The following is a 12190-nucleotide window of genomic DNA, read 5'->3' as shown; positions in this document are numbered from 1 at the left end:
ATGTCAATTTGATGACTATTCGATATATTAATTCAATCACACACGTAACCACACTGAAAAGTATTGCTTTTCGGCGTCGCGTTACATTCATCCACGATAGGGGAATACATGAAACAAACCACACTATTGAAATCAGCCTTCATCGTTTCCAGTGCTTTGGCGCTGATCGCTTGCGGTGGCGGCGATAAAAAGCCGGCCGATCAAGCAGCTGCCGGCGCAGCACCAGCACCGGCAGCTCCGGTTCCTGTGATTAACACCATTCAAAAAATCAAAGATAAAGGCACTGTTGTGGTCGGTCATCGCGAATCATCGATTCCACACTCTTATTTGGTGGATGGCAAACCGGTGGGTTACTCAATGGATGTCTGTGCGGCGATCGTGGATACCTTGAAAAAAGATTTGAATTTGCCGAATCTGAAAGTGGAATACAAGGCGGTGACTTCATCAACTCGTATTCCTGAAATTCAAGCTGGCAATATTGACATGGAATGCGGTACAACCACGAACAGCGTCAAACGCCAAGAGCAAGCTGCGTTCTCTGTGAACCACTATGTGACTGAAGTGCGTATGGTGGTGAAAAAAGGTTCTAACATCAAATCCATCGCCGATTTGAACGGTAAAGCGGTTGTGACCACACAAGGTACGACTTCGGACAAATACATCAAGCAAGGCGAGCAAGCGGCGAAAGTCAACGTGACCAATGTGTTTGGTAAAGACCACGCCGATTCATTTGCACAGGTAGAGGCTGGTTCTGCCGTGGCATTCTTCATGGATGACAATATTTTGGCGGGTTTGATCGCGAACTCTAAAAATCCGGCGGATTTTGAAATTGTCGGCCCGATTTTATCGGCTGAACCATACGGTATCATGCTGAACAAGGGCGATCCTGAAATGAAGAAAATCGCCGACAAAGCGGTCATGGAAATGATTAAATCCGGTGCGATGGAAAAAGCCTATAAAAAATGGTTCCAAACCGAAATTCCTTTGACCGGTGGTAAGAAAACCAACCTGAACTGGCCAATGAACGAAGGTATGAAAAAAGCTTTGGCCGAACCGTCTGACAAAGGTATTTAATCGATCGTTTTGGATTGATTGTTGTTTCTTGAAATAAGGCGCATGAGTTGATGAACTGAATGCGTCTTATTTTTTCATCTTTTTTCGGAGGTCATAATGGCTCAATTGGATTGGGGCGTTTTTTGTTCACCGAGTACCGAATACGTTGACAAGGTCGGCTGGATTGAATCCATTTGCCAATCGGTAGGTGCGCGCAGTTACAGCGCGGCAGCTGAAGAGGTCACGTGGCTGCAAATGATGTTCACCGGCTTGAAGTGGCATTTCGTGGTGTTTTTCGGTGCGCTGATTTTGGCGCTGATACTCGGCTCTTTACTCGGGGTGTTGCGCACGACACCGAATAAGTGGTTGTCACGCTTGGGCAATGCGTATGTGGAGTTGTTTCGCAATGTACCATTGGTGATTCAGTACTTTTTCTGGTTGTTGGTGTTCCCTAATTTTCTGCCGTCTACGTTTTCAGCGGATTCAAACGCGGATGTCAGCGGTTTGTGGTATCGACAAATCGCCGCTGCCTCGCCGTGGGTGATGGGGATTTTGGGTTTGGGTATGTATCATGCCGCGCGCGTGTCGGAGCAGGTACGGGCGGGGATTCAGACTGTGTCGACGGGTCAGTGGAATGCAGGTTTTGCCTTGGGTTTAACCCGTGCGCAGATTTACCGCTACACCGTTTTGCCACAGGCGTTTCGCATCGTTTGGCCGACTTTGACTTCAGAGGTCATGAATTTGTTTAAAAATGCGTCCGTGGCCTTTGTAGTCAGCGTGGCGAATTTTTATGCGCAAACCAAAACCATGATTGAGCTGACATCGCAGGATATGGTGATCCTGACGGTGACCACGTTCATTTATTTGTTCTTTACCTACGCGATTAAAGCGCTGATGGTGTGGATGGAAGGTCGTATTCGCATCCCCGGTATGATTACGGGAGGTAAATAATGAACTTTGATTATGGGGTTTTGTTCACAACCGAGGCTTTGACGCTGTTGTCCAAAGGTCTGTGGTTTACCTTGCAGGTGACGGTATTGGCGCTGATCGGCGGCATGTTGATCGGTACGCCGCTGGCGATGATGCGCTTGTCATCCAATCGGATTTTGTCCGGTTTTGCAAAGCTGTATGTGGATTTTTTCCGTGGTTTGCCTTTGGTGCAAGTATTGTTGATTTTCTATTTTTTGCTACCGAAAATTTGGGCGACGATTACCGGTGCGGATTATGTGACACCATTGGGTGCGCTGTATGCGGCGGTGATTACCTATGCGATTTTTGAGGCGGCGTATTATTCGGAAATCATGCGTGCGGGTATTCAGAGTGTGTCCAAAGGGCAGATGAATGCAAGCTATGCGCTGGGTATGAGCTACGGTCAGACCATGGCGAGTGTGGTTTTGCCACAGGCGCTGCGCAATATGCTGCCGGTATTGCTGACACAGACGATTATTTTGTTTCAGGACATTACGTTGGTGTACGCGGTCGGCTTTAAAGATTTCTTGGGCGCAGGCAGCACCTTGGCAGGGATTAATAACCGCCCGACGGAGTTTTATCTGTTTGTCGGCGTGGTGTATTTCATCATCTGTTTTCTGCTGTCGAGCTACGTGAAACGTTTGCAAAAGAAAATTGCGATTGTTCGCTAAGATGAACATTCAATAAAGGATTTCTACAATGATTGAAATTAAAAATGTATCGAAATGGTATGGCGATTTTCAGGTTTTGACCGATTGCACGGCCACCATTCAAAAAGGTGAAGTGGTTGTGGTCTGCGGCCCATCCGGTTCGGGTAAGTCAACGCTGATTAAAACCGTGAATGCGTTAGAGCCGATTCAGAAGGGCGATATCGTGGTCAATGGCACGTCGCTCACCGATCCGAAAACCAATCTGAACCAATTGCGCTCGCATATTGGCATGGTGTTTCAGAACTTTGAGCTGTTTCCGCACATGAGCATTGAGCAAAATCTGGCGCTGGCGCAGATGAAAGTGCTCAAGCGCGGCAAAGAGGAAGCCTACGCCAAAGGCAAAAAGCTGTTGGAGCGCGTAGGCCTATCGGCGCATGCACATAAATTCCCGGGGCAATTGTCGGGCGGTCAGCAACAGCGCGTGGCGATTGCACGCGCATTGGCGATGGATCCGATTGCCATGCTGTTTGACGAGCCGACTTCGGCGCTGGATCCGGAAATGGTCAATGAAGTGTTGGACGTGATGGTTGAGTTGGCGAATGAAGGCATGACCATGATGTGCGTGACGCATGAGATGGGCTTTGCACGTAAAGTTGCGAACCGCATCATTTTCATGGATCACGGCAAAATTGTTGAAGACTGCTCGAAAGAGGAGTTCTTTGGACATCCGGAGAATCGCACCGAGCGTGCGAAACAGTTTTTGTCTAAAATTTTGGCGCATTGATCGCACAGTTGATGTGCTCAATATCTGCAAAATGCCCTCGATGTTTCGGGGGCATTTTTTCGAGGCTGATGGTACAATTTCGGCTTTCAACGATTATCTTTGGCGGTCATGATGAAACCCACTTTGCACCTCAACGCATTCAATCCCCAACCATTCGCTGCGCGACGCGCACGCTTGGCCGAAAAGATGCGCGAACTGGTGCCGTCGGGTGCATCGGTCGCCATCATTCAAACCGCGCCGGAAGTCGCGCGTAACCGCGATGCGCATTATGATTTTCGTCCGGACAGCTATTTTTATTATCTGACCGGTTTTACCGAGCCGGAAGCGGTGTTGGTCTTGCTGGTGACGGCGAATTCGACGCGCAGCATTGTGTACTGTCGTGAAAAAAATCTGGAACGTGAAATTTGGGATGGCTATCGTTTGGGGCCGGAGCAAGCCGTTGCGTATTTACAGGTGGATGAAGCGCACGATGTGGCGAATTTTGCCGATGAATTGCCGAATTGGCTGGGCAATACGCACGCCGTTTTTGCGCCGTTGGCATCGCAAACCTCATTGGATGCGTGCGTTGCTACGGCTCTGAATGCCACCCGAGCGCAGGTGCGTAGTGGCGTGGGCGCACCGGCGATTCAGCATGATTTGTATGCGATTTTGGACGAAATGCGTTTGCGCAAGGATGCGGTTGAGCAGCAGTGGTTGCATGCGGCGGGTAAAATTTCTGCATTGGGCCATATCCGTGCGATGGAAAAATGCCGCGTCGGTTGGCGCGAATTGGACTTGGAGGCGGAACTGCGTCATGAATTTATGCGCGCTGGTGCACAAGAGGTGGCGTATAACAGCATCGTCGCCACGGGTGCGAATGCGTGCTGCCTGCACTATCGCGCAGGCTTGACCGAGTTGAAAGACGGCGATCTGTGCCTGATTGATGCGGGCGCTGAGTACGGCTACTACGCGGGTGACATCACGCGCACGTTCCCTGTCAATGGCAAATTCACCAAACCGCAACGTGAAATTTACGAATGTGTGCTGGCGGCACAAAGCGAAGCGATTCGCCTGACCAAAGCCGGAGTTAAATTCGACGCGCCACACAATGCGGTGGTGCGCGTTTTGACTCAAGGCTTATTGGATTTGGGTATTTTGGATAAAAATAAAGTTGGCTCGCTGGAGGACGCGATTGTGCAGAAAGCCTATCAACCGTATTTCATGCACCGTACGGGACATTGGATTGGTTTGGACGTACACGATTGTGGTGCATACAGCGTTGGTCAAATCACCGATCCAAACGATGCAAGCAAACAACTGCCGAACTGGCGTGTGCTGGAAGCCGGCATGGCACTGACCATCGAGCCTGGACTGTATTTCCGTCCAAGTGTGGATGTACCGGAAGAGTATTGGAATATCGGCATTCGCATTGAAGACGATGCGATCGTGACTGAAAATGGCTGTGAGCTGACCACCCGCGACGTGCCGGTTCAGGCCGATGAAATTGAGCGACTGATGCGCAAATAACAAAAACGTTTGTTGATCAATAAAATAGGGTTTGACTATGTTTAAAAAAGCGCTCAGCATTGTAATCGTTTCCACATGCATAACGGCCTGTGCCGTCGCGCCCGGCCTACCGCCTGAACAACGTCCGAATCATTGGGCGAAGCCCGTCGGCAGTGACGTGTTACGCCAAGGTCTACCCAATCTCTATCAAGTCTCCCCCGTTCTGTATCGCTCCGCACAACCCGAAGCCGAAGGGCTGCTGCTGTTGAATCAGCAATTGGCACGAGTGTATGGACTGCCCGTAGAAATCAAAACCGTACTGTCGTTGCGCAATAATGCGGGCGATGCTGCGCTGGTCAAACCGACCGGAGTACACTACGAACAAATTCGTTTTAATACTTGGGACGTGCGGGACGAAGATGTCGTACAGTTTCTTAAAATCGTACGTAATCCCGCCAACCAGCCTGTACTCCTGCATTGCAAGCACGGCTCCGACCGCACCGGTATGATGGTCGCGATTTATCGAATCGTTGAACAGGGCTGGAGCAAAGAAGACGCCATCGCAGAAATGACGCAAGGGGGATTTGGCTATCACCCCATTTGGTCTAATTTGATTCGCTATATTCAAAAGGTGGATGTAGAGACCTTGAAAAAGATTTAGTTTGCTGGGCTTAAAGATTCCAGATCAAAAAGTACTATTTTATTGATCACTTTAATGAATAGTTAAAAACCCATCATATGGTCAACCAAAGATAGATGCAGTTTGTTATATCTGCATAATTCTTATCTATTTTATTTTTCCTAATTGATCCTTTAAATCTGGTTGTAAAATTTACATTTTTATTTCTTTATATATAATTATTTAAGATTATATTTTTTTATTTACAACGCATTTTGTGTGATGAATATATTTAAAAAGTGGTTTTTCTAAAAATTTTGCTATAATATATACATCAAGACAACTAATTTCCTCTGAGGTAAATCATGAATACACGCGTAATAAGAAGGTTAATTGTAAGTATCGGTGCGATAGCGCTGCTTTTAGGTGGCTGCAGCACATCAGATTTTACGCGTGTGAAGACGACGGGAGGTTATTTAAGCGAGACGAAGGTAGCGCTACCGGGTAATACCCCCTAAAAGGGCGGCATCTAAAAGTAGAATCAACACAAGTCCTGCGTTTAGTGCAGGACGCGTGAGTTTGTTAAAGCCATCATACGCGTTTGCGCTGGAGTGAATCCACCGAGCGACATATGAGGACGGTTGTTATTGTAACACCACAGCCACTGTGTCGCCTCGATTTGAGCGTGTTCGAGTGACTCAAATAATGTCTGATTGAGCAATTCATAGCGCATGGTTCGGTTAAAGCGTTCAATGTAGGCGTTCTGCTGTGGGTTTCCAGGTTGGATGTAGAGCAGTTTAATGTCGTGCTTTTGCGCCCATTGTTGGTAGTGGTGGCTGATGAATTCAGGGCCGTTGTCCGAGCGTATCGCTTGAGGTTTACCACGCCATTCAATGAGTTGGTCGAGATAGCGCGTCAGCGTGGTTGCGGGGATTGAGAAGTTGATTTCTGCCAACAACCCTTCTCGGTTGTGGTCGTCAATGACGTTGCATGAGCGGATGCTGCGCCCATCCTCGAGGTTGTCGTGGGTGAAGTCGATTGACCACGTCACATCCATTGCGTCGGGCACTTCGAGTGGTTGCGGTGTTTCTCGGTCAAGGCGTTTGTTGGGAATCAGGCGCAAGTTGAGCCCGAGTTTGCAGTAAATGCGGTAGATGCGTTTGTGGTTGTATTTCCAGCCCAAGACGTTGCGGATGTGCAGGTAGCATAATCGAAAGCCCCATGTGTTTTGTCCTTTGGTGGTGGTCAACTCGATCAGTTTAGCGGCTATCATGGCGTTGGCTTGCGCGCGCGTTGGGATGTGGCGAAAGCGTTTTTCTGAGATACTCATGAGTTCGCAGGACGCACGGATGCTGATGTTTTTATCGTTGTGCAGTTGTTGCGCCATCTCTTTACGAGATGACGCGCTTACTTTTTTGCAAGGCACTCCTTGAGGATGTCGGTGTGCAGCTGGGATTCGGCATAGAGTTTTTTCAGGCGCGTGTTCTCGGCTTCTAAGGCTTTGAGGCGGCTCATGAGGTTTGCGTCCATGCCTGCGTATTTGCTGCGCCATTTGTAGAAGGTGGCACTGCTGATGCCATGCTCACGACACAGTGCGGGTACGGGTACGCCTGACTCGGCTTGTTTTAGAATGCTGGCGATTTGGCTGTCGCTGAATTTGGATACTTTCATGTAAAACTCCTTTGGGTTAGTTTAAAGGGTTCTACTTTTAGGTGCTGGCTTTTTTAGGGGGTATTACCCAACTCGACCACAGGTGCTTTGACTGCGACGGGTACGAGTACTTCAACGTACACCTACGATTCAACGGAACATGTGGTTACCATCACAACTTCCTCGGGTGCGAAGATGGTTCTCGATATGGATACGGGTGATTATTTATATCAAGCGGGTAATGCAGGTTCTTCGTATCAAGAGCAACTCTCATTCTCTGTAAAAGATAAGGATGGTGATGTTGTTTCCGTACCAAGCAAGGTTCTGCAGGTTTATCAAATCTCTGCAATTGACGATAACATTTTGACCAATGATACCGATGGCACCTTGTCGATTCCAGCAGCCGTGTTGATGGCTAATGATGTTTATAGTCCAACCACAGTGATCAGTTCATCGGCAGGTGTTGATGGTTTGAACGCGACCGGCACTGATCCGGTAGTCGTTACCAATGCTTCGGGTTCTACTGCCGGCTTTGGCTCCTCAGCAGCTACCATCACAGAGTCCAGTTCGGATAGTGCGGGTAATAAGCTGAACGATACAACGGCAACAGCAGTAGTTGTTAATCGCAGTCAGTTTGGCCCGACTACCAACAGCAATGCACCGTCAGGCGGTTATTCTGCATTGTTTAACGGCAGTATTGTTGAGCAATCATATGGTCGTCCAGATATTGACATGATTCAGGTGACTCTGAAGGCGGGTGAGAAGCTGACTTTGGATATAGATGGCAATGGTTCAGTTAATACCATAGTCAAAATATTGAACTCATCTGGTACTGAATTGGCTCGAAACGATAATTCACAAACCCTTGATCCAGGTTCATCCAATACGACGGACTCATATTTGACTTATACGGTTCCATCGGATGGTACATACTATGTGTCAGTGCAAAGCTACAGTGGCAGTGATGATGGTACGTATAACTTGTGGATGAATATTCAACCGGTTGCCAATACATCGGGTAGCGGAACTTTTGAATATACTTTGACTGAAGGCTCTGTCAATGATACGGCGATTGTAGATGTAACAACGGTTTCCGGTACAACCATCAATGGTACGGTTATGAACGATACCTTGATTGGTAAAGATGGTCAGGCCGATACACTTGACGGCGGTGCAGGTAATGATGTTCTGTACGGCGGTACGGGTAATGACACATTGATCGGTGGCGCAGGAGCGGATAAATTTGTATTCGCCTCGGCATTGAATGCGTCAAGCAATGTCGATCGTATCCTTGACTTTGTTTCAGGTACAGATAAGATTGTGTTGGACAATAACATCTTCACCGGCTTTACCGTAGGCCAGGCTTTAGTCGATGGATCAACATTTGTATCGGGCGCTACTCCGGTGGCAGGTACTACCAGCCCAACGATTTTGTACAATACCTCAAACGGTGTATTGTCATTCGATGCGGATGGTAGCGGTGCAGGAGCTGCGATTGCCTTTGCTGACTTGACCAGCAGCTCAGGTGCTAACCCAGTCATCTCGACAACAGACTTTATTATTCTATAAAGGATGCATTAGCTTGGTTGTTAACAAAAACCCCCAGCAGGAATGCTGGGGGGGTTTTTTATAGAGAAATGTTGCTGGTTGGTAATTTGACTGAAGAAGTGTCGTTGGATTTATCAATGCTGTTTATTCTTTCAACCACATCGTGCGTGTGCCGGAGAGTCGCTCATGCAAGGCGATTTTTTGTGGGTGCGCCAGTCCTGTTCCCAGCAATGCGAGCCAGTTAAGCAAAGCCAAGCCGATCGCCAGTGTGTAAATTGCTGATGCGCCGAGGCTTTGCACATGGTTGTGAATTTGCGTCCATGTGATCAAGAAAGCGGGTAGTACGCCCAAATAGGCGAGGGTGTAGCGCAGCCATGCTTGTCGATAGCCGATCGCATTGCCGTTGGTTTGGGTGACTTTTAAACGCCATGTGCGCTGCGCCAATGTTTGCCCGCCATGTGTCCAACAGTAGCTGAAATAGAGTCCCATCACGCCGAAAAAGATCAGCGAGTGTCCCCAATTGGGGAGTTGAACATTGAGCAGTGTCAGCAGTATCTGTACCACCAGCGCGGTGACGAAGTTGATGCCGAATAGCAGTGCTAATTCGTACAGCGATGACCAAATGCGTCGAGCGATCGGCGCGTTGTGTGTGACGTCGGAGCTTGAGGTGACTGGTGTTGCGGGTGATTTGCTGGATTTCATTTGGGACGGTCTTTGATGGCTTGGGCTAATTGAATGAATCGGCTTTGCTTATAAGCAAACACCGCTGAATGGTTCAGCGGTGCGTTATTTTATCTGGTTTGGCTGATTTTATAAATCAATCCGTTTGATTGACAGGTTTTTTCAATGGCCGATAAATTCATTCCAGAGTTTGGCTCGAACACCTGGATCACTGGCAACGCTGTTTTTAACGCGGTTTTGTACTTCGTAGCGTTGTTGTTGTGACAGCGCCCCCCATTCGGCCATGCGCGATTGCGCAGTGTTGCGCTGCTCTTTGGGCATGGCTTTGAGCTCGGGCACACGTTTGAGCCAGCTTTGCTTTTGCGCTGTAGACAACTCTTCCCAGTTGATGCGCAAAGGGCGAAGGACTTGCTGACTGTCACTCGATAAATCTTCCCATGCCTGAGCAAAAGTCAGTGGCGCATAGCAGAGCGCTCCGATGAGCAGCAGGGCAGAAGTGATGTGTGTATGCGGTTTCATTTTTGGTACTCACTCAAAATTTTTGAATAGAATGATTTTATTGCTCAGGGTTAGTGCTGCTGTTGGTATTGCTCAGTTTTTCAATGGTGCTCAGACCTTGATGATTGGCAAAGCGGGCAAAATCATCATTGAGGTAGGCTTGCAGTGGAATTTGCTCGTGCAATACCAAGCCGATTTCGTCATCGAAGGAAGCGGAAGCAACGCTGCTGGCAGGGTTCGTACCGGCTGAAACAGGAGCAAGTGCTCGATAGGCCAAATCTGCCGTAGCGACGGTTGAAGTCGCACTTGCGCTGCTTTCTTTGGCGCTTGCGTCATGAGCATATTGCTGTGGTGCTGTTGTTGTATGTCGTTTGGCAGTGTTGGCACTGCCTACCAGTGTATGCGCACTTTCAGGGGAGGCGCTTGACACAACGGCTTGGTTGGCACCATTGGGCTCAGCGGTTTGTGCCGATGCTTGTTGGCTGGCAATGCTGGTAGAAGATGGCTCTGCCATGCTGATGGCACGATCGGATACGGCGACGTCGGTGGTGAGTTCTGAGCGAATCGATACCACGGAAATCATAAGAGCGAGGGCGAATGCGCTGACGGCGACACCGGCTTTGAACCAGCCGGTTAATTTGTGCCGCCAGTTGAATAGTTCAACCACAGCATCGGCTTTTTCCTGCTCGGGCTGTTTGACGCTTTGCTTGGCTTGCGCGAGTGCGCGAACGCGTATCGCACGCAGGCGTTCGCTGATTTCGTAGGGTAACTCGTCCGAACCGTGATCCAAGGCGGCGCGCGTCACCTGTACGCTATAGGCGATTTGCTCGACGCTTAGTTCGATCGGAGTATTTTCGTGGTCTTTGTTTCGGGTATCTGCTGTCATAGCGTACTTCCTGTAATGCCCAGTTCGGTCAGTGCTTGTGCCAACGCGTGTGCGGCGCGTGAGCAATGGGTTTTAACGCTCCCTTCCGAACAACCCATCGCTTCGGCAGTCTCTGTGACTGAGAGGTCTTCCCAGTAACGCAGCAGAAATGCTTCCCGTTGACGTGTCGGCAAGTTTTTTATCAATTCTTCGATTTTGTTTAAAATCTGTTCGCGCGTGACCACATCTTCGGTGGAAAAACCTGCTCGATCCACGTTTTTGTTCATGATCGCTTCGATCACGTCCATGGAGTTGGATTCTTCCTCGGCTTCGCTGGTGTCAAATTGTGAAAAATTCGGTGTCCAGTAGTCGCGTACTTTGTTGCGGCGAAAGTGGTTGTGAATGGCGTTTTGCAAGATGCGGGTAAACAGCATGGGCCATGCGCCAGGAGGTTTGTCACTGTAGGATTGGACTAAATTGAGCATCGCGTCTTGCACGATGTCCAAGGCATTTTCCTCGTTGCGCACGGCGTATAGTGCGTGTTTGTAGGCGCGGCGCTCCACGCTGGCCAAAAACGCGTCCATGCTCTCGAGGGTATTGGGTTCGGTCGATTTCGAGTTCATGAGAAAGGTTCTATGGCCTGTAAATGAGTGGCGTAGTGCTGTCCGCGCGCTGAGTAATGGTGTGCGTTGTTCGGTAGACGCGCAATTTCGTCCGCGCTCAACATGCGTGCGACTTTTGCCGGTGTACCGACCAGCAAGGCGCCGTCGGGAAACTCTTTACCTTCGGTGACCAATGCGCCGGCGCCAACGATACTGTTTGCCCCGATTTTCGCGTGATTCAGGACAATGGCGCCCATGCCGATCAGGCTGTTGTCACCGATGGTGCAGCCATGCAAGGTGACGCTGTGGCCAATGGTGACATTTTTGCCGATGTGCAATGGCGCACCGGCATCGGTGTGTAACACGCTGTTTTCCTGAATGTTGCTGTTCTCGCCGACGATAATCGGTTCATTGTCGCCGCGCAGCACCGCGCCAAACCAGACGTTTGCGCCGGCCTCAAGTGTCACCTGACCGATCAATACAGCGCTTGGCGCGACGTAGGTACGTTCGGCCAAGTTCGGGCTGTGCTGGTCTAAACGGTAAATCGGCATGAAAGGCTCCAGATTTCAGTCTTTGTCCATGTATGGCGATGGGAGTGCTTGGTTTTCAATCTCTACCGTACGCCCATAATGCCAGTATATAACATGAGCATTAATGAATAAAAAGAAACAAGGTCAGACTGTATTGATCGGCTTTTTATCGAATTTTGCTTGGATAAAAGGTTTAAAATAATACATTTTAACCGACTTATCTATGACTGACTACCCTGTGTCCAATTGGCGAACG

12 protein-coding genes and 1 pseudogene are annotated in these 12190 nt (G+C 49.1%); 7 read left to right on the top strand and 6 right to left on the bottom strand.

The features are described from left to right. Positions 1-108 precede the first annotated feature (108 nt). The 6 genes from ACZ41M_RS04765 to ACZ41M_RS04740 all read left to right on the top strand — a co-directional run bounded on the left by ACZ41M_RS04765 (position 109) and on the right by ACZ41M_RS04740 (position 5602). A complete protein-coding gene (locus ACZ41M_RS04765; protein ID WP_464730064.1) occupies positions 109-1074 on the top strand; it encodes an amino acid ABC transporter substrate-binding protein in 966 nt (321 codons plus the stop codon). 96 nt (positions 1075-1170) lie between these two features. Further along, positions 1171-2004: an amino acid ABC transporter permease gene (locus ACZ41M_RS04760; RefSeq protein WP_464730065.1), complete on the top strand. Its 834-nt coding sequence runs from the start codon at positions 1171-1173 to the stop codon at positions 2002-2004. After that, the gene (locus ACZ41M_RS04755; protein ID WP_464730066.1) at positions 2004-2693 is read left to right on the top strand and encodes an amino acid ABC transporter permease; all 690 of its coding nucleotides are present in this window, start codon (positions 2004-2006) and stop codon (positions 2691-2693) included. Before ACZ41M_RS04760 ends, ACZ41M_RS04755 begins: the two co-directional genes overlap by 1 nt. A 28-nt stretch (positions 2694-2721) precedes the next feature. Then, positions 2722-3456, top strand: a complete 735-nt coding sequence (locus ACZ41M_RS04750; protein ID WP_464730067.1) for an amino acid ABC transporter ATP-binding protein — start codon at positions 2722-2724, stop codon at positions 3454-3456. A 108-nt stretch (positions 3457-3564) separates the two neighbouring features. Further along, positions 3565-4962 (top strand): aminopeptidase P N-terminal domain-containing protein, encoded by a 1398-nt coding sequence (locus tag ACZ41M_RS04745; protein ID WP_464730068.1) that lies wholly within the window; start codon positions 3565-3567, stop codon positions 4960-4962. A gap of 37 nt (positions 4963-4999) precedes the next feature. Beyond that, the gene (locus ACZ41M_RS04740) at positions 5000-5602 is read left to right on the top strand and encodes a dual specificity protein phosphatase family protein (RefSeq protein WP_464730069.1); all 603 of its coding nucleotides are present in this window, start codon (positions 5000-5002) and stop codon (positions 5600-5602) included. Positions 5603-6119: 517 nt separating this feature from the next. Here the strand turns inward: ACZ41M_RS04740 and ACZ41M_RS04735 are convergent. After that, positions 6120-7231 (bottom strand): annotated as a pseudogene (locus ACZ41M_RS04735) (IS3 family transposase). A 186-nt stretch (positions 7232-7417) separates the two neighbouring features. Between ACZ41M_RS04735 and ACZ41M_RS04730 the strand changes: the two are divergent. Then, positions 7418-8779: a calcium-binding protein gene (locus ACZ41M_RS04730; RefSeq protein WP_464730070.1), complete on the top strand. Its 1362-nt coding sequence runs from the start codon at positions 7418-7420 to the stop codon at positions 8777-8779. Between the two features lie 123 nt (positions 8780-8902). Here the strand turns inward: ACZ41M_RS04730 and ACZ41M_RS04725 are convergent, their stop codons facing one another. From ACZ41M_RS04725 to ACZ41M_RS04705, 5 genes are all read right to left on the bottom strand, one after another. Continuing rightward, on the bottom strand, positions 8903-9460 hold the full coding sequence (locus tag ACZ41M_RS04725) for an RDD family protein (RefSeq protein WP_464730071.1): 558 nt from the start codon (positions 9458-9460) through the stop codon (positions 8903-8905). Positions 9461-9601: 141 nt separating this feature from the next. Beyond that, positions 9602-9958, bottom strand: a complete 357-nt coding sequence (locus tag ACZ41M_RS04720) for a DUF3106 domain-containing protein (protein ID WP_464730072.1) — start codon at positions 9956-9958, stop codon at positions 9602-9604. A 37-nt stretch (positions 9959-9995) separates the two neighbouring features. Continuing rightward, positions 9996-10823: a DUF3619 family protein gene (locus ACZ41M_RS04715; protein ID WP_464730073.1), complete on the bottom strand. Its 828-nt coding sequence runs from the start codon at positions 10821-10823 to the stop codon at positions 9996-9998. Next, positions 10820-11425 (bottom strand): RNA polymerase sigma factor, encoded by a 606-nt coding sequence (locus ACZ41M_RS04710; RefSeq protein ID WP_464730074.1) that lies wholly within the window; start codon positions 11423-11425, stop codon positions 10820-10822. The genes ACZ41M_RS04715 and ACZ41M_RS04710 overlap by 4 nt, the downstream gene beginning before the upstream one ends. After that, positions 11422-11955 (bottom strand): gamma carbonic anhydrase family protein, encoded by a 534-nt coding sequence (locus ACZ41M_RS04705; RefSeq protein ID WP_464730075.1) that lies wholly within the window; start codon positions 11953-11955, stop codon positions 11422-11424. Before ACZ41M_RS04705 ends, ACZ41M_RS04710 begins: the two co-directional genes overlap by 4 nt. Between the last annotated feature and the right edge of the window lie 235 nt (positions 11956-12190).

Source organism: Puribacter membranae (assembly GCF_055380425.1).
This window is presented reverse-complemented; position numbering and strand designations above follow the sequence as displayed.